Source organism: Candidatus Cloacimonadota bacterium (assembly GCA_020532355.1).
Lineage (GTDB): Bacteria > Cloacimonadota > Cloacimonadia > Cloacimonadales > Cloacimonadaceae > UBA5456.
On record JAJBBD010000336.1, the window covers coordinates 1 to 20,483 of the forward strand.

Consider the following 20,483-nt stretch of genomic DNA (forward strand, 5'->3'; position numbering starts at 1 on the left):
AGCGTTTTTGGGGCTACTATCCTTCCCGATAAGAGTCATTATGGTTTTGGTGAAAGTCATTATCAAAATAATGGAGTATCACAAAGCATGATTCATATCGAATCAACTTCAGTCTTTGGACGTCTTGAATATGTGTTTGAAAACGTTGAAACAGTACAAGCTGACACGACTAGCACAGAAACACGATTCTAGTTTTTAATGAAGCGAATACTTATAGTAATTGTATTAAGTACAATTTTCGTTACGTGTTACGCTACCGGATTGGGTTATGCCCTTTCCGGTGGTGGAGCACGGGGCTTTGCCCACATCGGAATTCTTAAGGTTTTGGAGGAAGAGGGAATTAAACCTGATTATGTTACGGGAACAAGTATTGGAGCTATTATCGGCTCATTCTACGCTTTAGGCTATACCGCTGTAGAAATTGAAAGCTTAGCTGTTTCAATAAATTGGGATGAACTAATGTTGGATAATGTATCCCGTGGTGATTTGTATGTAGGACAAAAACGTTGGACACCCTTTGGAAATGCAGTTCTAGAACTTGATGATGGCTGGAATCCTAAACTCCCCACCAGTTTGTATCGTGCTAACAGTCTTAATCTCAAATTGTTTGAACTATATGCTCCAGCATCTAATATTAGAGACTTTAACCTCCTGCCAATAGCGTTTTCTTGTGTTGCAACAAACTTACAAGATGGAACACCCAAAATCTTCAATTCCGGCTCTTTAATGCAAGCTGTACGAGCCAGCCTATCCGTGCCAAGTTTGATGCAACCCTTTAGAGTTGGCGAAGACATCTATATTGATGGAGGAATTTCCCAGAATCTGCCTATCGAAGAAGTAAAAAACATGGGAGCCGATAAAGTTGTTGCAATTAAAGTGAATTCATCTTTACGCAAACAAGATAAGTTGGATTCAATGATTGATGTATTAGATCAAACCATTAACATTGGGATCACTAGCAAACTAAATGAAAACATCGATGAATGTGATCTCCTCTTAGAGCCAAACTTGCAAGAGTATACTTCTCAAGATTTTAAGCATGCAGCACAAATCATCCAGATCGGTGAGGAATATGCTCGCTCAAACATCCAAACAATCCGCAGTTTTATAGAAACTACTTCTTATAACTCTTCGCATAAAAATGATTCAAAACTTGATATTGACAAACATTTCTACAGAATCTCAAGAGCCGAAGCAATTGGTAATAAGCGCGTAAGCCTAACCAAGATAAAAGAGTATCTCGGCTTAGAAATACCAGGAGTATACTCTGCAGGGTATATATCTCAAGCTTTTCGCCGTGCACTTAATTCTCAGTTTTTTACTATTATCTACCCAGAATTGATTCCAGATTCTGAAGATTCGTTTGTCCTAAAAATTCACGTTCACGAGCGTCAGCCCAAATCGATAGCATTAAATAACGCTTATAACAACGAATTAAAGCTTACTGCAAGTGCAATATTGAGTATAGATAATATCTTGTTGAAAAATTCTAGGTTGCTAACTCAGGTTATTCTGGGTGGTAAAAATGAATTGAATATAGACTACGTTAAGAACTTTGGTGAGTTCTGGGGCATATATTATCGCATTTTCCCCTTTATCAATGAAAAGACCCTCTATTCTTACAACGATGATCATTTCCAGGTAAGTAGCTCAAAATCTCTTGAATGGGGAGCTACCTCTGGGATTGGCGTTTTTACTTATCACAACATTATTGCCGAAGCTTTTTTGTATTATAGCAATACTAGCCTTTACCGGGGAATATCGGAGACTGATGTCTCGTTAAAAAACTATCATGTGAGTGGCTATGGTTTCAAGGCTTATTATGAAAGTTTGGATGATTATATGTTCCCCCATAAAGGGGTTGTGGGGATGGGTAAATTCAATTTCTCTTTCAATAATAATATGTCGGATTTTATCTACAGCAATTTTAAAGGCAAAACTGAGGCATATATTCCCATAAATAATTCCCTGTCATTACATGGTGGCATAAGCGTGGGCAGCTATTTTAAAGATCAAACATCGCAAAAAAACGATCCTTTCACGATTGGTGGTATGGACGGCTTTAAAGGCTACTCTCTTTACGAGATAAGTGCACCCTATTTTCGCATTATGCAATTTGGGATTAATTCGGAACCCTTTAAAAATATCTTCATCCAAGCTGGAATTCAGGGTTTAAGCTATAGTGATGAGGAATTTATTGGTAGCAAGTTTAGCGATGAATATTGCTATTATGCAGGAATTGGTATAAGACCCTATCGCATTCCTATGCGCTTGCAATTTGCTCTAAACGAAAGGGATACCATAAACACTATGTTCTCAATTGGTTACGATGCAGATATCTTCCAATTCTCCCGCAAATAGCTCTCCCCTATTCACAATTTGATCATTTCTCTCTAGGTTCATCAACACAGAAATAATTCGAGATTTGATACCATTATCAAATGCAAGAGTCATATTTAGATCCTTGAACAAATAATCCATTGAATTGAATTGAATTGAGCTGAGTTAAGCTCCGATTATCATCACGAGGTTTTTTCTTAACCCCACCATTTTTTGTTATATCTATTTATTGCCCAATTTTATGTACAACGCTTTTTTATTATTCATCACCTCACTCTCCTTGTTTCAAGCCATACATAGCGTGGGTTTATCCCGAGATTCTCCCTTATCGATATGATGATGGTAGCCTAAACTTGCCTTAACTCTCCGTAAAAGTATCAAGAAGGAGGTTTGCATTACAGTTATTGCAAAAAACACAAGAATAGCTAATCATGGCTACATATAAAAGCACCTGTTTTATTTTTTCTGTATGGGCAAATCTCTTATATTGATTGCTCAGCATTCAAGCCCGAATCATACAAATTGTTCCACCCTGCCCGTAGGAGAAAATAGGAATGAAATGCGTATTTATATCGTAACAATAATGGTGTAAATACTACAGATCGTTCAATACAATTTCTCCATCTATCATAGTAAACAACGATCTTGCTTCCAGCCAATATTCTTCGGGCAGTTTGCGATAATCTTCTATAACGATAAGATCTGCCAAAAAACCTTTAGCAATCTTACCCCGTAAATGATGAGAACAAGAGGCAGTCGCAGCGCCGATAGTATAACCAGCTATAGCCTCATTAACGCTGATGCTTTCTTTTTCATTTAAGGTTTCTTTGTGGGGATCTGTATCATGTTTGCGTTTTATGGCACTATATATCCCCAAGAAAGGATTTATGGTTTCAATAGGGGCATCCGAACCAAAAGCATAGGGTATTTGAGCTTGTAGCATGCTTCTAAAGGCATATACTTCCTCGATTATGTGCTCCCAAGAATTATGAATCATAGGAATATCGTTGGCGATATGTACTGGTTGCAAACTAGCAAACAGATTTGATTTCTTCAAATCCGCAATATCGCACAGCCTAATAGATTGAACGTGCTCAATACGATGGAATAGATTCCGATATTGGGGATTCTTCCGTAATCTTAATACGGTATCTATAACTTGACGCACACACCGATCTCCAATGGCATGAATCGTACTGGCAAAACCAGCTTGGGCGGCCTTTTCCATAACATCGTATAGTTCTTCATCTTTATAGCGAAGAATTCCCCGATTGCTTGCATCCATTGGATACGGTTCAAACATTGCTGCCGTAAGCGAACCCAATGAGCCGTCTCCAAATAACTTAAGCCCTCCTATTTTAAAGAATTCGTTACCCTCATAACTTCTTTTTTCTGCAGAAATCATCATATCCAACTCGTTAGATTGGAAGTGCCAACATGTTCTAAAGCGTGAGCCTTGCTTTTGTGCTTCTTGCAATAACGAGGCACTTTGATGCGATTCCATTGCATGAAAACCCACCAAGCCAAATTTATAGATGCCGTTAACCGTCTCTTTGATGCCATCAACAATGGCATACATAGGAGGAGCTTTAACAAAGGGGTCAATCATTTCTGTAGCAGTTTCAAATAATACTCCGCTAAGTGAGCCATCGGGCATTCTTTCAAATCTTCCCCCTGGAGGATCTTTGGTGTTTCTATCCCATCCCGCTATTTGTAAGGCTTTACTATTTAATAATTTGGCATGGTAATCTCTACTAAATAACGCTACCGGTCGATCTGGAAATACTTTATCTAAAACTGATTTATTCAAAGCTAAGGGATCAGTTAATTTATTACGATTCCATCCTCCCCCTAAAATCCACTGCGCAGGCCAAGTGAGATACTCTCTATACCTAATCAATTCGGACTCGATATCCTCAATACTGTGGCAATTGAGGAGGTTGACCAATATTCGGGATTTTGAAAGCTCTACAAAATGAGTATGCGCATCGGTAAAAGCTGGTAATAAGCATCTTTGATTAATGTCTATTTCTTCTGTGTTTATATTAGCTAACTGTTTGCACTCATTAAGAGTGCCAACGTGATATATAATGTTGTTTATAATTAAGACAGCATTTAAGCCCTCATAACCATATACATAGGCATTGTATAATATAATATTCATGATATTCTCCTAATTGCTTCTTTTAAAAGCTCATGAGGTACTGCGTAGTTTATTCTAAGATAATCTTTTGTCATATCTCCAAAAGCGCTTCCTGGAACCGTTAGAACTCCTTTGTGTAGCAAATCTTCTGCTTTTTGCATATCGTTAGTGGTTAACAGCATAGCATAGGGTGTTGCGCTTGGAAGATGATATATGAAATCAGAAAAGTTATCGACTACGATTCTTCGGTTGATATCTAAAGCAGACCTAATATCTTGAGGTATTTGCGGGTTATTGAGCGCAAAAATGGAAAGCTTTTGAGCAAGCCAGGCTGGGCACGTAGATATATATTGTTTTAGTTTTGTTGCCGCTTCAACTAAACGTGGATGAGAACAAAGCCAACCTATGCGCCAACCACTCATTAGGTGAGACTTGGATAATCCTCCAATTCGTATAACTCGATCAAAAATGTTATAATCTATAACTTCGACCGGTTTGGTATATACTTCCTTATAAATTTCATCTACAATTAGGATTATCCCCAAAGAGTTTAGTATTTCACTTAGTTTCGTGGCATCAGATTTATTAAGACAATATCCAGTAGGATTTGAGGGAGTACTCATTAGTAGGATTTTTACGTTTTGCAGTCTATTTTGCCAAAGATCCCAGTCTATCGTGCAAAAATCTTCTGCAAATGGCAACCTTATCACCTGCCCCATAGCCAAGTTTACTAAGGATGGATAGGCAGGATAATCCGGATCTGGAATGGCAACCTTATCAAGGGGATTAACCAAAGCATGAAGTGCAATGTATAGCGCTTCCTCGGCGCCATTACAAACACATATACATTTCGCTGATGTGTTATATGTTTGAGCAATGACATCGCGCAAATCATCTAAACCGGCATTGGCTGTATACCGCGGTTGGCCATCTTCAAGAAGCTTTATAGCATGCTCTGCTAAGGTTTTTGGAAAAGCAAATCCCAATTCGCCTAAAGCAAGATTTATGCATTGGGGTCCAGCTTCTGACATAAGCTTGCGTAAAAGAGAAATTTGAATTTCCGCTAAACGCTCAGATTCAATCCAAGTTGTGTCTAAGTTCACGTTCTAGTACTACTGCTGCATCAGTTTTTTCATCCCGATACTTAATAATAATCGGGCAATATACATGGAATTTGGAATTACTTTTCAGGCTTCTAGATCCAGGCACAACTACTGCATTTTTGGGAATCCTGAAACTGTTGTTTTCATCTTTGGCGAGAAATATCTCGTTTACGCTATCGTAGATTGGCGTAGAAGCATTAATGATCGTTCCCGAAGCTATAACAGCTTTTTCGCCGACGATTATTCCTTCGTAAATCCCACTATTACCGCCAATAAATGCATCGTCCTCAATTATTACCGGACGTGTGCCAATGGGCTCTAATACTCCGCCAATCATGGCTCCCGCCGAAAGGTGTACTCTCTTTCCAATTTGAGCACACGATCCAACAAGGGCATGAGAATCAATCATGGTTTCCTCATCTACCCAAGCCCCAATATTGATATAAGAGGGAGGCATAATAGTAACTCCTGGAGATATGTATGCTCCCCTTCGCACCGAACTGCCTCCGGGTACAATACGAATCTTATCATCTATTGAAAATATCTTTTCGGGCATAGTGTTTTTTTCGAAAAAGCTTTTACCGGAATATGCCTTCACTTCGATAAGCACCCCCATTCTAAAGCCTAACAGAATACCCATTTTTACCCAAAGATTCACAGTCCAATTACTATCATTAGGATTACAAGAGCGTATTTCTCCAGAATCTAGTGCAGCAATAAAACTATCAAACAGCAAAATATCTGCTTCGCTATAAACTCTTTTGGGCTCATTATATAATTCAATAATCTGTTGTTTCAGCTTCATCACATATCCTTTAATGCTTGTTTAATTCTTTCTAAAGCCGATAGTAATACACTGCGAGGCGTGGCAAAGTTTAACCTCATAAAGCCAGTTCCCTCTATACCAAATGAAGTTCCGGGATTAAGCGCCAACCTTGCCTTTTGGATGAAAAAATTATTTAATTCCTTATCCCCTAATCCCAGTTCTCTGCAATCTAACCATGCTAGATATGTGCCATTGCATTCTGCCATCGAGATGCTCTGTATTTCTTCCAAGAAAAAGTCTCGCACAAGATCACGGTTTTGTTTAAGGTAGTTCAAAAGAGCTTCCAACCAATGCTCTCCTTTCAGGTAGGCAGCGGTAAAGGCGGTTATGCCAAAGCTGTTTCCCATAAATGTGTGAAGACTGTTATTCAACTCATTCAGGGTTTTGCCAATTTTATTGTCTGGTGCAAACATAACTGCCGTGGCAAGACCGGCAAGATTGAAGCTCTTGGCTGGTGATATTCCCGTAATTACATTATCTCCGCCAAAACTGGCTATGGATTGATGTTTGTTTGGGGCAAACACAATGTCTGCATGAATCTCGTCGCTAAATACCATCACTTCATGCTTGGTACAGATTTGGTGAATTTTCTTTAGCTCATCGTAAGAAAATACCTTTGATACTGGATTGTGGGGATTGCATAACACAAACATTTTTACCTGTGCAGCCTTATGCTCAAAATCGTCCCAATCAATTTCGTAAGTATTGTTGCGAGAAATCAAAGGATTGGTGAGTAAATTTCGAGAATGCTCTATAATCGTACTAAAAAATGGAGGATACACCGGAGTTTGGATTAAAATAGAATCGCCGGGTTTTGTCTGGCTCAATACCGCTATAGCCAAAGCAGTCATAATACTTGGAACATTAATAACTTTTTGCCCTACTGTATCCCAATTATACCGCTTTTGAATCCACTTACGAATGGAAGCATGAAAATCGTGATCAGGGAAGTTATATCCAAATATTGGGTGTTGTATGCGTTTGATAAGAGATTCAGTTATCTCTGGCGCAACAGCAAAATCCATATCCGCCACCCAAAGTGGGATTATGTCTTCTTTGCCATAGATTATTTTGAGGGCATCATACTTAAAGCACCCAGAATGTTTGCGTTCAATTACTTGATTGAAGTTCATCGGTTGCGCTTGCCTTTAGATAATCCAGGATTCCTTGCATCTTTTCAGGTATCGTAGCTTGAGGGGCTAGATCTGCAATATTGAGAATAATCTCTAAAATGTTAGGAAAAGAGGCATTGGTTACATAGCTTTTTTCTCTGCCCTTATCATCCAAGTATCTAATGCTAAAATAGAATGTAATCTTGCGATATAGCTCTAAGGCTAGCACATCCTTATAGGCTATTTGAATGGGTTTTTTAGCTATAAATCCCAAGCGTAGATGTGAGGATTCAAAAGTTACACTATTTAGAGCAGTAGCTTTCTTCAAAATTGAATCCAAGCCAACAAAACCGATAGCTATTGGCAATATTTTAAAAAAGATTGGAGTCTCACTTGTAACATATTGCATCATGAAATATATGCTATATATCATTATTGCTAATGAGATAGCTATCATAAACCATCGTAGCCAAGGTTTATGCCGATAACAGATAGGAATCTTATCTCTAATATATTGCAGCTTTATTTTATGCGACATTTATATTCCTTGTATAGCTTTCGCACGCTTTCAAGTATTATCTCTGATGCCGGCACCACGTCCGATAGGTTAATTTCCTGCCCATCACCGTGAAAATCGCTACCCGCCGTCATATAAAGTCCATTGTTTTGTGCTGTTTGAATAAACTCATCTACTTGATACTGGAAATGATCAGGATGCCACACTTCCAGTCCATCGATGCCAAAGCCAATAAACTCCTGAACAAAATCTGGGTTGCTAAGTTTTCCCGGATGAGCAACAATCGCTAACCCACCTGCTTGGTGAATTATATTTATAACATCCAAAACGCTTTGTTCCGGTTTGGGCATAAAAGCCGGTTTGAAGTTACCGATATATTTATCGAATGCCTCATTCTTGTTGCGGACATATCCTTTTTGGATAAGCACTTGAGCAATATGAGGACGCACTATCAGATCTTTAGCGCCAGCCATTGCCGCAACCTCTTCGATGGTAATATTCATTCCCAGTTTAGCAAGTAACTCAATCATTTTAATGGCTCTGGTTCTTCTGCCTTCATGATACATTTTTGAAAGATCTTTTAGGGCTTGGTTATTAAAATCACAGCCATAAGCTAAAATGTGTACGTCCTGACCCTGATGCATCGAGCTTATCTCCATGCCAGGAAGGATGTGAAGCGGTGCTATTACAGTGGGTAACTCTGTATAGGCATCGGCAGTATCGTGATCTGTGATTGAGATCAAATCCAGCCTAATTTTTTTTGCATGGTTAACAATTTGTGCTGGACTAAAAGCTCCATCGGATGCGCGCGTATGCAAATGCAAATTGATGCGCCTAATGTCATTTATTTCTTTAATTATCATAATCGTATTTATCTATTGACTAAAATGCATAAGTACAAAAATCGTCAATAGATTTCTTTTCTGATGGAGCTTAAGATGCACTATGATCCGCTCAAAGACAAGCTAGCTGTTTATGTGGAATTATTCCCAGCATTTCGGAATTTGTTTTACTTTATGTTGGATGTATTGCTACTCCGCCAACGCTATATAAAAAGAGAGATTAATCGCTATTTTGATGATGGGTTTTCTTTTTTTGACGCTGGAGCTGGGTTCTGTCAATACAGTGATTATATCTTAACCAAATATCCCGCAGCAACTGTTCGTGCTGTTGATCTTAAAACAGATTATCTGCGCAACTATGCATCTGTTGCAGGAAATAGATTTTTATACAGTTATGCAGATCTACAGGAATACATTCCCCCAGAAAAATATGATATGGCAGTAGCAATTGATATTCTGGAACATATCCAAAATGATAATGCTGTATTGAGAAATTTACATAACTCATTGAAAGATAAAGGTGTATTAATTATTTCCACCCCCAGTGACCTGGATGAAGCAGCAAAATTCACTTCAGAACATGTGCGTCCTGGATACAATAAAAAGAAGCTGGAAGAAAAATTGATCAGCAATGGTTTCAAGATACTTTCATCCGTCTATTCGTATGGTTTCTGGGGTGCAATAAGCTGGAAATTATTACTAAAATTCCCACTAACACTATATAACAGGAACAAGATATTCGCTTTATTATTACCCATATACTATGCTATTGTATTTGTTCCGGCTCAGATAATGATGCTTTTAGATTTGGCCTTTTACAATCCCCAAGGAACTGGAATTATTATTACTGCCAGGAAAAAGCATTGACAGATATGTATGTATTGATTGTATTAAAATTATCCTTATAGCTAAAGGAGGTAAGATGACTAATAAGAGATCTGCTAATCGAAAGAATAAAAAAGAGTTAATACTCGAAAAAGCAATTGAGGTTTTTGCTCTCAAAGGTTCACAGCAAACTACCATTGCCGATATCGCCAAAGCTGCCAAAATAGCCCAGGGTACGGTATATGTGTATTTTGATAGCAAGGAAGCTCTGCTGAATGAATGTATGCAAGAGATCATAGCTCCTATTCTACAATCTATTATTGATGAAACAAAAAGTATTCCAGATACTATGGATCGCTTGTTCGAGTTCTTTGTGCAACACATTTCCTTAGTACAAGAGAAACCCTTTATTGCCCGTTTCTTAACTATAGAAGCTCGTCAACATGAAGATTTCTATACTGCTTTTCCAGATTATAATCCCTTAAAAAAGTATGTTGATTATGTGGAAAGCAGCGCAAAACAAGCCATAACTGAGAAGCGCATTCGTAATATTGACACTAAGGCTTTTGCTATGCTTATTGTAGGCGCTATGGATTATGCTATGTCTCAATGGTTTATACACGGAAATGAGTTGGATATATCTAGTATAGCCGTAAGCATTCGCGATATTTTAAAACATGGAATAAATGAATAGGTTCTTTTTACTTTTAGCTTTAGTATCAGTAGTTTATTTAGATGCCCAAGCTTTACCTTTTTATGCAAATTGGCAATCTTCGAACACTATCTATTACGACTCCGCCCAGGTAAACAAAGAACTTAGTTGGAATGAGCTATATAGAGCAGAATTTGGTTTACGCAACCTAGTACATAAAGGCTTTAAGCTTAATCTAGCACTCTCTACCGAACAATTTTTTGATGAAAGTCACATAAAACTTCATACAATGCGCATTGAGGGCAAGATCTCGCCTTATTGGAGCTTGGAAGCCGGCACATACGAACATGGTTTTGGCGGAAACTTTGAGATGGATAATCAGCCTGTTCTGATGCGCGGATATCAACACTTCAATTATCAGATTATGAGGATGAATTCTTTGGCAGTCTCCTACAACCCAGAATCCTCAAATAATATAAAGATAAAACTTGATCTTGGTGGAAATACCCACAATCAAAGTTCTGGAGTCATAAACTGTACACTTACCGGTAAATCTTATACGTTTAATGCCTCTCAGGAAGTACGGACAATGGATAATCACTGGCGTACTCCAGTAACTATTACTGGTATAGATATTGTTAAGTATGGTAAAAAAGGCTACGTAAGGGCGAATTCCGCTCTTGCCATTCTTCCCCAATGGGATTCAACAGACGCACATCATGAATTATTTGGTCAAACTGAAGTTTTATATCAGCTTAGTGAAAACATGCTTCTTGGCATTGGAGCATGTTTTACGTCCAAAGAATATGCTCCCCAAAGAATACAACGTTATCAATTGCGAATAAAACAGATGCTTTCACAAAGAATAGATCTGGTTCCGCTAAGTCAGATTAGCATTTTGGATAACAACAAAATTTGGCAACAACGCTTAATCTTGAACTACAATCCTCTACAAAGATGCAACATAGCTATTTATTATGATTACAGCCATTTTGAAGCATCAGAAGGCAGACACACGCTCGGTATTTCGCTCGATTTTGGGCTTGATCTGTCTTCTGCCCCTGATAATCGCAGGATGTAAGCTTTTCTCCCCAAGCGCTACAGAAGCTCCGATCGTTGTTTTGACTTTCGACGATCAGCATCTATCGGTGTATGATGTTGCATTCCCCATAATGCAACAGTATGGATACCGTGGCACAAACTTTGTAAATAGCGGAGCTCTAGCTAAGCAGGAGCGTATGGATTGGCATCATATAGTAGAATTGGAGAAAGACTATGGATGGGAAACAGGTGGACATACCCTTCTTCATGAACAGCTTAACCAATTAGATTTGAATGAAGCCGAAGAAAACATTTGCCAAGATTTTCAGAACTTAATTGAGCATGGTCTCAAACCCGAATCATTTGCCTTGCCTCGTGGTCAGTGCCCCAGCCAAGTGTATCCCATAATCCTGAATAAATATAAAAACATTCGTGGTAGTAGCGATTTTGCCATGTACGTCCCCATCGATAGAAAATCTTTGGGTTATCTCGCTTTTCAAACCGGGTGGAGTGCAGAACCAGTAAAACGCAGAATTCTGCGTGGCATTGCCAATAACGAGGCACTTATTATTATCGGATTTCACCATTTTGATGCAGAAGAATATCAAGATTCCTGCTCATCAAGTGTATTTGAAGATATCTTGGGATTTTTGCACGCTATGAACATACAAGTTTTACCCCTCAAAGAAGCCATAGATAAAGCTATTGCCACATCTCTCTAATTGTTTCAATACTCATCAATTTACCCTGATTGCAGCCTGCAAACAATAGCATATAATTACACATTTCGCTTGACGGAAACACTAAGTACAGATTAATAACCATTAAAATCATATTTAGAAGGAAAGCTGATGAAAAAACTAAACCTATGCCTTATCCTATTCTGTATCCTTATTGGATTGGCTGCAGAAGAGGTGATAGATGGATCTCCAATCCGCTTTAGCTTGTTAAAAGCACTTGATTATGAGGTAAACCTTACAACTGGAACAAGCATCGGCCGCCTTTATGTTAGCGTAAACTACGAATTATCTCAAAGTGATTTGTTGAATACAGATTATTATAGTTTCTTTCTCAATTCGAATGCTATCATTGAGCATGTTAAGTTAAATGGAGTAGAAACCAGATATAATATTACTACTAATCTACATCCCAAGCACTTTATCCCAGAACTTATTCAACCAGAATTGATTGAAGAGGATTCGGAAGTCAACTGCTACTCATTTGATGCGGCTCTATTTGAAGATCTTCCTCAAAATGTTGCCGTAACTTTAGAATACTGGCTGCCATTGCCTGCATATTCGCTGCAAGAAGATGGGCGTGAAGCTATCATGATTGGCACCATTCCCTTCTTTTACCCGCGCAATATCATTGAGAGTTCAAAAGTGAACGTTAATATTATTACTCCCATCTTTCATGGGATAGATTCGGCTATTAACACTCAAGATACTGGTGGCATCAGAAGAATCTATTCCAATTTTGTCGATATCCCTCAAGAAACAATCAAGCTAGATATTTATAAGCTAAATTAGCTCAGTTCGGTAGAGCAACTGATTCGTAATCAGTAGGTCGGGGGTTCGAATCCCCCATTTAGCTCCAGGTCTACATCAAGGCGGTTATCTATTCCGCCTTTTTTTGTGCATATTTCTAAGCATCTTTTAATTCAACACATTATGTAGATCAGCGTTAACTACAAGCTTCAATCAAGAACTATCCAATATATCTATTGACAAAATTTGTTTTCCGCGTTCATGTGCACAAAAATTAATTCATTAAAATTCATCAAGACTCCAATACTAGAACAGAAGAGGAAAAGAGGTTATTATGAAAAAATTGCTCCTGGTTTTTGGTCTGTTACTGTTTGCAACTTGTATCTTTGCACAACGAGGTTTGTTTGATATTGCCTACGGTGATTCCATTATTACAACCATCACAAATCTTGAAGCCAAAGGCTTCGATGTACAGCAAGAAGGGCGCACTTATCTCGTTAGTTCGCAGAACAATAGTGAACTGCCCTACATCAAGATTTATACTAGCAACGATAGTTTATTTGTATATGAATGGGGATTGCACTATAATTTGAATGCTACAGCCCAAACAGAATCGCTCATTATTGCTCAGATGGTGGAACTACACGGTGATTATGACGTGCGCAATGATTATGATTATGACTATATCTGGTATTTGAATAACGACAGAGCTATTTATGTATATATTGTATCCGATGATAGACTAATTATTGAATACACTTTCGGCAATTGGGATGATGACGATTTTTATTATTACTACGATTTCTATTGAGTGCAAGATAGGTTCTCCTGCTGATCTGCTCTTTTAGCAGCTTATATTAAAGGTTTTAAAGAGCATTGTATATTGGTTTTAGAAACCAAAAGAAATCTTTAGTCATTTCTATTTCTCCTATATTTTTCTCTAACTGCGTGCTCTCTTCTCGCTCTCTATTTTCCCTCATAATGCCCTCATGTCATGAGGGGATAACGAGGGAAAATTTAGCAAAGATAACGGGGAAAAGGAAAAGAAATATTCATTTTGTCCGGTATTTGTCCACCATATAGATAGTGAGAGATCAAAAAAAATAGGAGAACACAAAAATGAAAGTAAAATTCACTAAACTATTGATGGGTTATGAGGGCAAGATCGATGATGCAGTGATGTACTTTAGCCCCAAACGCCGCAAATACATCCTGCGTAAGCGTCCTAAATATGTAGAGCAAGCACAGAATCGTAGTTTCAGTCAAATCCAAAAGAGAATCTTTGCATTGCCAATCCGGGCAGAATACAAACAGGATATTAGAAATTATCTTCTTAAATATAACGCTCTACCGGGATATTCCGATCACCCGATCTACGCTTGGAATCTATTATATAGCAAGCTTATGTGGGATATTGCGCGCCTGTATAAGATAGATCTTAAAAGCATCGCAGTTGAAGACCTTCCCAGCTTGCCATGTATAACCATAGCAACGGCTGTAGAACGGGGGATTTTGCCTAAAGTGAATGGATATGAACGGTTTATCGAGAGTATGGTTTAGAAAATCTACAGTGCGAAATGAGGCGGCTTCATATATCTGACAAGTTCTTGATAAGCTCTATTGCTGCTGAACGCAGGTCTGCAAGGCTGTCATTGTTTTCGATCACAAAATCCACCAGTTCCGCCTTTTGGGAATCGGGGATCTGTTTAGCTAAACGCATCAACTGATTCTCAGAATCTTCGGGATTGCGTTTCATCAGGCGCTCTTTAACTATCTCTGTGGAACTGCATACTAGAATCAAATAATCAAATCGATCTTGAAGTTTGGCTTCAAATAACAGTGGGATTTCGAAAAAGTTGAATCCTGAAATTGCTTTCTTGATAATGCTATCAATTTCTTGGATTACCAATGGATGTAAAGTATTATTCAGAAATTCTAGTTCTTGGGAGTTATTGAAGACGATTTTGGCAATAATTTTACGGTTAGGCCCTTCATCATCCCAGATAAGATTTCCCCAGCGAGATACTAGAACATCTTTTACGGCGGGCAATAAAGAATTAGCTATCTTATCGGCAGAGTAAACCGGATAACCCATCTCTTGGATAAAGGCACAGAAGGAACTTTTGCCACTGCCGATATTTCCGGTTATACCTATATTTATACTCTTATTTGGATGCATCACTAATAATCTGCATTAGTTCTTCAAAAGCGATATTTTGTTTTATCTCTCCGCTTTGAGCCACAGATACTTGCCCGCTTTGCTCGGAAACAATTATGGCAATGGCATCCGAGATTTCTGTAATGCCAATACCTGCAAGGTGTCGAGTGCCAAATTTGCGACCATATTCTGAATTTGTGGAGAGAGGTAATACTACTTTAGCAGCCATAATCCTATTCCCTCTAATGATGATGGCACCATCATGCAAAACGCTTTTAGTGTTAAATATAGTAAGAATCAGGCGCATGGAAATAATAGAATCTATCTGTTCACTGTTTTGGATGTATTCATTTAGTTTTCTTTTATTTTCCAAAACTATAAGTGCTCCGGTTTTGCGAAAACTCATTGAAGAAACGGCATCAATCAGTGGAGTGTAAAACGAAGATTGTTCACCTCGCACAAATACAGATTGCAACTCTTTTGCCAGATTCAATTTAGAAAGAATCGTGCGTAACTCGGGTTGGAAAAGTATCACGATTGCCATAATCCAATATGTGCGAATACCGCTTAGCAATCCCGATAGCACCTTAAGCTCAAAAATGCTTGCCAAAAAGTATAACAGAAGCAGAAATAATAGCCCCCATAACACTTGATATCCACCGGATTTGCGGATAATTAGCAAGGATTGGTAGATTAAAAATGCAATTACGAAAATATCTACTAAGTCTTTGAATCTTGGAATGAGAAATTCCATTAGGAAACTCCCGTTTGGGCTATTGCGTATAGCACTTTAAGAAACTGAGCATGTTCAAAAACATCGTGTACACGGATGATTTGTACTGAACTTAAACAGGCTATGGCAGTGGCTGCTAAAGTACCGCCAAGGCGGTTTTGAACGGCTGCCTCATGGATATTATTGATAAACTGCTTCCGGGAAGCTCCTAAAAGGATTGGAATGGCGAAAACTTTTAATTCATCCAAATTAGCAAGCAGTTTTAGGTTATGCTCCAAGTTTTTTCCAAAACCTATGCCTGGATCCACAATTAGGCGATCTTTGGTAATACCACAATTTGTTGCGTATTCGATGCGCTCATTTAAAAAGTGTATTACTTCACTCAGTATATCATTGTATTGAGGATTTTGCTGCATTGTTTGAGGTCTGCCTTGCATGTGCATTAAAACAAGTTTTACATGATTTGCTCCAGCAAGCGTATGCCCGATTTCCGGATCGAACCTTAAAGCCGAAACATCGTTAATAATATCTGCCCCATATTCGATAGCTTTGGCTGCTACTGTAGCTTTTTGAGTATCTATGGAAATTGGAACCTGAGGATAGCTGCTTTTAAGATACTTCAATACTGGATGAATACGTTGCCACTCCAGATCGGCAGATATCTCATGAGCTCCCGGACGTGTTGATTCGGCTCCAATATCAATAATATCTGCACCTTGAGCAATCAACTTTTCAGCTTGTGCAATTGCAGCAGATTGGGAAAGATAATATCCTCCATCCGAAAATGAATCTTCGGTTAGATTCAGAATTCCCATTATTTGCGGAATGGTTATTTGTTTAAGATATTCTGAAATCATGCGGCATTACCTTAATGTAAAATTGCATCTTATGCGATAAACTCGTTGGGCATTGTATGTTCCAGTAAAACCAAAGCGCCAGCTTTGCATAGCCTCCTTAAGCGATAGCCAGTGTTCGCTGCGGCGGTAGGTAATTACTTTAACCCGATTCATATTCACTTTCCCATCGCGATAGAGAGAAAATTCTACTACCACCGAATCATTTATCAACGGAGCAATAGTTGGCAGAGTCTCATTAATAAAATATACATCGGCATCTCCCTCCAGCATATTCGAATAGTAAGCTTTGGACTCCGGATTGCCAATGCTTCCGGCTTCTTTAAGTTTATCACTGATACTGCCAGTGATTCTTTGAGGGTTAATGGCGGGCTCTTGGTTTTCTATGCTTTCCCAGAAAGGGCTTTCGATTTTGCTTGCGCTTGCGTTTCCTGATTCAGGTTGATTCTTCACCATACTGTCTAGGTTCTTCAAGCCTTTGTTTTCGCCATATTGTGCGCTTGTATTCACTCTGCCCATATTCGTCTCGCTTAGCCAATCGAAACTATGCCATTTCTGCTGGTTTTTGGTATTCAAATGCAAAACCGAAAAAATGCCGAATACAACTATATGTATAAAAATTGAAATCGCATAAGCTCTGGTAAGCGGGACTATCTTCATGTATCTTGAACCTCAGTGGCTACAAAAATCTTTTCATAACCTGCGGCGCGAATAATATCCATCATCGCTATAAGCTTTTGTAAAGGTAAAATGGATTCCGCTGAAAGCCTTACAACCTGATCTTGGCTTTGATAATCTTCGGTAAGTCTAGCCCTTAACTCCTCTAAAGAAAGAGCTTCATCGTTGTAAAACAATCTATCATCTGCATAATAGGTTATCGAGATATTCTGAAGCGTGTGAAGTGTAGCCGTTGTAGAGCCCGGTAACCTTACCGGCAATCCAGTTTGGCTGCTAAAATTGGATACAATTAGTAAGAATATGATCAGAAGAAAGATCACGTCTGTCATTGAAATGAGCATTGTGGTACTAATCTTCTTCTTGTTTAAACGTAGTTTCACCGAGTTTTCCTTATGCGGATAGTATATTCTACGGCACTTTCTTGCATTGTTTTAACTATATTTTCAAGATGTTGGACGATATCATTATAAAAGATTATTGCAACAATTCCAACGATTAATCCGCCCACTGTAGTGAGCAAGGCTTCCCATATACCCCCAGCCAGCAAACTTATATCCACTCCCCCACTGCTATGGGTTTGAATGGTCATAAATACTCTTACCATGCCAATCACAGTACCTAAGAATCCAATGAGTGGCGCAATTGCGGCGAATGTACTAAGCCAACCAAGACCTTTTTCCATCTTATGAAGCTCTGCTTGAGCCGCAGCTTCCATACTCTGGTTTATAAGAGCATCTTCATCAGTCTGGGCGTTAAATAGCTTATCTAACATTACTTTGAGAGGGCTGGATTGGACTTCGGCGGCTAAAGCAGATTTGAGCTCATCTGAATCGTTAAGATTACATAATGCATCTAAAAGAGTTTTGTTGCCCTTTCTTACTTTTACAATTTGACGATATTTTTCGAGAACAATAGCGATAACCGCAATGGAAATAAGCACTAACAGATACATTAGAATGCCGCCACGCAGCATTAAAGAAAAAACAGACATATAACCTCTATGGAAATTAAAAGATCAAATGGCTTGCCCTTCTTCTTGCTAATAAAGGCTTAAAGAAGGGCAAACAGCAACAAATGAGTTAATATTTATCCATGCTTCTTCATGAAGTCTTTCATAAACTCCGCAAGTGCATGTGTAGCATTAAGAGGTAATGAATTGTAGGTGCTGGCACGGCATCCACCAACATCACGGTGTCCCTTAAGACCAATCATCCCAGCTTTTTTTGCTTCGCTTACAAAAAGAGCTTCTAGATCCTCGCTTGCCATGCGGAAGGTGATGTTCATCAAGGAACGGTCATCGATGGCAGCAGCACCTTTATAAAAACCATTGGAGGCATCTATTACGTCGTAAACATACTTCGCTTTTGCTTGATTGTTTTGCGCCACCTTGGTAAGTCCGCCCATGTCTTCAATCCATTTGAGGACAAGACCAATCATATAGATTGTGAATGTTGGAGGTGTGTTGTACATGGATCCCTTGCTTGCCATCAACTTATAATCAAGCATAGAAGGCATTCCGGCTTGAGCAGTCTCAAGGAAATCTTTTTTGATTATTGCTACCACGCAACCAGCAGGCCCTACGTTCTTTTGAGCTCCGGCATAAATCATAGAGTATTTCTTTACGTCGATGGGCTTGCTCATAAAGTTTGAACTCATATCTGCAATTAGTGGAACACCTGGAGCTACATCTGGATCGTGATGCCATTCGGTTCCATAGATAGTGTTATTCGTTGTAATGTGCAGATAAGCAGGATTATCGGAAAGTTGATGAGTTTTAGGAATATAGTTAAATCCCTTATCCTCACTAGAGGCAGCAACATGATAAGGTTTGCCAATCTTCTTTATTTCTGCAATTGCCTTTTTGCTCCATACGCCGGTATTTACGTAATTACCAATCTTGCCTTCATGAGCAAAGTTCATCGGCACCATAAGAAACTGCAGGCTTGCTCCACCTTGAAGGAAGAGGACATCGTACTCTTCACCAAGATTGTAAATTCTTTTTACCGCAGCGTTTGTTTCATCAATAATGGCTTGGTATTCTTTGCTGCGATGGCTCATTTCCATCACAGAAAGTCCCATGTTTTTGTAGTTAAATAAATCTGCCTGGGCTTCGCGCAGAACTTCTTCCGGAAGCACGGCGGGTCCCGCGTTAAAATTATGTACGCGTTCCATTGAGATCCTCCTGAATATATTTTTTGTACTTTAGTGCAAGAATTTCGGAAGCTATCCTTTAAGGCAAGCTATTTTTTCAGCAATCAGAATTTTGTTGACTTATTCGTTATTTCTTGAACTATGTCACAAAGGAATAACTTAATGATAGATAAGATATTAAAACCATATAAAATTGTGTTGGCATCAGCATCTCCGCGACGCAGAGAGATACTGAATATGCTGAATGTAGATTGTGTGGTAAAGATAAGCGACGTAGCCGAGCCTATGAGCAACGAAGATCCCATTTTGCAGACTATGCGTCATGCAAGAAATAAACTATTGGCAGTTACAAGTAAATGCGATGAAATAGATCTCGTAATTGCCGCCGATACTATTGTGGTTCTAGACGATACAATCCTTGGAAAACCTCAGAGCAAACTAGAAGCAGCAAGCCACTTGAGAAAACTAAGTGGGAATTCACACCAAGTAATTACTGCGCTTTGCATTGGCAAAGAGAACCACCACCGCACTGTTTACGAGATCAGTAAAGTGCGCTTTGCTTCTTTATCCGATGCAGAGATTAAAGATTATCTAGACACTAATGAACCTATGGACAAAGCTGGAGCTTATGGCATTCAAGGATATGGTAGTCAGTTTATTACTAGCATTGAAGGTTGCTACTTTAATGTTATGGGTTTCCCAGTTCGCAAGTTTTATGAAACTCTTACAGAAATGATTGCGGAAGGTACAATATGAAGTTGTTTTACAATGCCCACTTCTGGATAAATGGAGCATTTGACGATACCGTTAAGGGGGTATTGACAAAAGACGGCAAAATAGCTGATATATTATGGTCAGATTTGAACGCTTATTCAAATGTAGAGCATATAGACTTAATGGGCTGTTTTATGTTCCCCGGATTTATTGATACTCATACCCACAGCTTTGAGGGTGGATTATACTCTCTGATGATAGATCTTAATGAAGCCACTTGCATCAGAGATGTATTGGATATGATTGC

The 20,483-nt window shown here is 38.8% G+C and carries 24 protein-coding genes and 1 tRNA gene; 12 read left to right on the forward strand and 13 right to left on the reverse strand.

The features are described 5' to 3' along the window. Positions 1-192: hypothetical protein (locus LHW48_11415; protein ID MCB5261055.1), on the forward strand; the 192-nt coding region annotated here is incomplete at its 5' end. A gap of 6 nt (positions 193-198) precedes the next feature. Next, positions 199-2,361, forward strand: a complete 2,163-nt coding sequence (locus LHW48_11420) for a patatin-like phospholipase family protein (protein MCB5261056.1) — start codon at positions 199-201, stop codon at positions 2,359-2,361. A gap of 574 nt (positions 2,362-2,935) precedes the next feature. Here the strand turns inward: LHW48_11420 and LHW48_11425 are convergent. The 6 genes from LHW48_11425 to LHW48_11450 are packed head-to-tail and all read right to left on the reverse strand — an operon-like array spanning position 2,936 to position 8,904. Further along, positions 2,936-4,504, reverse strand: a complete 1,569-nt coding sequence (locus tag LHW48_11425) for an amidohydrolase (GenBank protein MCB5261057.1) — start codon at positions 4,502-4,504, stop codon at positions 2,936-2,938. After that, positions 4,501-5,586, reverse strand: coding sequence for a pyridoxal phosphate-dependent aminotransferase (locus tag LHW48_11430; GenBank protein ID MCB5261058.1), 1,086 nt, complete (start codon positions 5,584-5,586; stop codon positions 4,501-4,503). Before LHW48_11430 ends, LHW48_11425 begins: the two co-directional genes overlap by 4 nt. Continuing rightward, the gene (locus tag LHW48_11435; GenBank protein MCB5261059.1) at positions 5,561-6,385 is read right to left on the reverse strand and encodes a 2,3,4,5-tetrahydropyridine-2,6-dicarboxylate N-succinyltransferase; all 825 of its coding nucleotides are present in this window, start codon (positions 6,383-6,385) and stop codon (positions 5,561-5,563) included. Before LHW48_11435 ends, LHW48_11430 begins: the two co-directional genes overlap by 26 nt. Before the next feature lie 5 nt (positions 6,386-6,390). Beyond that, positions 6,391-7,545: a PatB family C-S lyase gene (locus LHW48_11440; protein MCB5261060.1), complete on the reverse strand. Its 1,155-nt coding sequence runs from the start codon at positions 7,543-7,545 to the stop codon at positions 6,391-6,393. Beyond that, a complete protein-coding gene (locus LHW48_11445; protein ID MCB5261061.1) occupies positions 7,523-8,062 on the reverse strand; it encodes a hypothetical protein in 540 nt (179 codons plus the stop codon). Before LHW48_11445 ends, LHW48_11440 begins: the two co-directional genes overlap by 23 nt. Beyond that, complete coding sequence (locus LHW48_11450; GenBank protein ID MCB5261062.1) at positions 8,047-8,904, reverse strand: PHP domain-containing protein; 858 nt, start codon at positions 8,902-8,904, stop codon at positions 8,047-8,049. Before LHW48_11450 ends, LHW48_11445 begins: the two co-directional genes overlap by 16 nt. Positions 8,905-8,979: 75 nt before the next feature. Between LHW48_11450 and LHW48_11455 the strand changes: the two genes are divergently transcribed. The 8 genes from LHW48_11455 (at position 8,980) to LHW48_11490 (ending at position 14,448) form a co-directional block, all read left to right on the forward strand. Further along, positions 8,980-9,750 (forward strand): class I SAM-dependent methyltransferase, encoded by a 771-nt coding sequence (locus tag LHW48_11455; GenBank protein ID MCB5261063.1) that lies wholly within the window; start codon positions 8,980-8,982, stop codon positions 9,748-9,750. Positions 9,751-9,805: 55 nt separating this feature from the next. Next, positions 9,806-10,402: a TetR/AcrR family transcriptional regulator gene (locus tag LHW48_11460; protein MCB5261064.1), complete on the forward strand. Its 597-nt coding sequence runs from the start codon at positions 9,806-9,808 to the stop codon at positions 10,400-10,402. Beyond that, positions 10,395-11,441, forward strand: coding sequence for a hypothetical protein (locus LHW48_11465; GenBank protein MCB5261065.1), 1,047 nt, complete (start codon positions 10,395-10,397; stop codon positions 11,439-11,441). Before LHW48_11460 ends, LHW48_11465 begins: the two co-directional genes overlap by 8 nt. Further along, a complete protein-coding gene (locus LHW48_11470) occupies positions 11,338-12,123 on the forward strand; it encodes a polysaccharide deacetylase family protein (GenBank protein ID MCB5261066.1) in 786 nt (261 codons plus the stop codon). The genes LHW48_11465 and LHW48_11470 overlap by 104 nt, the downstream gene beginning before the upstream one ends. Positions 12,124-12,252: 129 nt before the next feature. Next, a complete protein-coding gene (locus tag LHW48_11475; protein MCB5261067.1) occupies positions 12,253-12,930 on the forward strand; it encodes a hypothetical protein in 678 nt (225 codons plus the stop codon). Next, a tRNA-Thr gene (locus LHW48_11480) sits at positions 12,921-12,997 on the forward strand. The genes LHW48_11475 and LHW48_11480 overlap by 10 nt, the downstream gene beginning before the upstream one ends. Positions 12,998-13,222: 225 nt before the next feature. After that, a complete protein-coding gene (locus tag LHW48_11485; GenBank protein ID MCB5261068.1) occupies positions 13,223-13,699 on the forward strand; it encodes a hypothetical protein in 477 nt (158 codons plus the stop codon). 308 nt (positions 13,700-14,007) lie between these two features. Next, on the forward strand, positions 14,008-14,448 hold the full coding sequence (locus tag LHW48_11490) for a hypothetical protein (protein MCB5261069.1): 441 nt from the start codon (positions 14,008-14,010) through the stop codon (positions 14,446-14,448). A 28-nt stretch (positions 14,449-14,476) separates the two neighbouring features. Here LHW48_11490 and coaE read toward each other — a convergent pair whose 3' ends face one another. The 7 genes from coaE to serC all read right to left on the reverse strand — a co-directional run bounded on the left by coaE (position 14,477) and on the right by serC (position 19,483). Continuing rightward, entirely contained in the window at positions 14,477-15,067 is a 591-nt protein-coding gene (gene coaE, locus LHW48_11495) for a dephospho-CoA kinase (protein MCB5261070.1), read from the reverse strand. Further along, positions 15,054-15,800 (reverse strand): diadenylate cyclase CdaA, encoded by a 747-nt coding sequence (gene cdaA, locus LHW48_11500; GenBank protein MCB5261071.1) that lies wholly within the window; start codon positions 15,798-15,800, stop codon positions 15,054-15,056. Before cdaA ends, coaE begins: the two co-directional genes overlap by 14 nt. Continuing rightward, positions 15,800-16,636: a dihydropteroate synthase gene (folP, locus tag LHW48_11505; protein ID MCB5261072.1), complete on the reverse strand. Its 837-nt coding sequence runs from the start codon at positions 16,634-16,636 to the stop codon at positions 15,800-15,802. Before folP ends, cdaA begins: the two co-directional genes overlap by 1 nt. A 6-nt stretch (positions 16,637-16,642) precedes the next feature. Further along, positions 16,643-17,293 (reverse strand): hypothetical protein, encoded by a 651-nt coding sequence (locus LHW48_11510; GenBank protein ID MCB5261073.1) that lies wholly within the window; start codon positions 17,291-17,293, stop codon positions 16,643-16,645. Next, a complete protein-coding gene (locus tag LHW48_11515) occupies positions 17,290-17,691 on the reverse strand; it encodes a biopolymer transporter ExbD (GenBank protein MCB5261074.1) in 402 nt (133 codons plus the stop codon). Before LHW48_11515 ends, LHW48_11510 begins: the two co-directional genes overlap by 4 nt. Continuing rightward, on the reverse strand, positions 17,688-18,302 hold the full coding sequence (locus LHW48_11520; GenBank protein ID MCB5261075.1) for a MotA/TolQ/ExbB proton channel family protein: 615 nt from the start codon (positions 18,300-18,302) through the stop codon (positions 17,688-17,690). Before LHW48_11520 ends, LHW48_11515 begins: the two co-directional genes overlap by 4 nt. Before the next feature lie 95 nt (positions 18,303-18,397). Beyond that, on the reverse strand, positions 18,398-19,483 hold the full coding sequence (serC, locus tag LHW48_11525) for a 3-phosphoserine/phosphohydroxythreonine transaminase (protein ID MCB5261076.1): 1,086 nt from the start codon (positions 19,481-19,483) through the stop codon (positions 18,398-18,400). A gap of 141 nt (positions 19,484-19,624) precedes the next feature. Here serC and LHW48_11530 point away from each other — a divergent pair, with 141 nt between their 5' ends. Then, the gene (locus LHW48_11530) at positions 19,625-20,218 is read left to right on the forward strand and encodes a Maf family protein (GenBank protein MCB5261077.1); all 594 of its coding nucleotides are present in this window, start codon (positions 19,625-19,627) and stop codon (positions 20,216-20,218) included. Then, positions 20,215-20,483, forward strand: a 269-nt coding sequence (locus LHW48_11535) for an amidohydrolase family protein (GenBank protein MCB5261078.1), incomplete at its 3' end; no start/stop codon positions are given. The genes LHW48_11530 and LHW48_11535, both read left to right, overlap by 4 nt.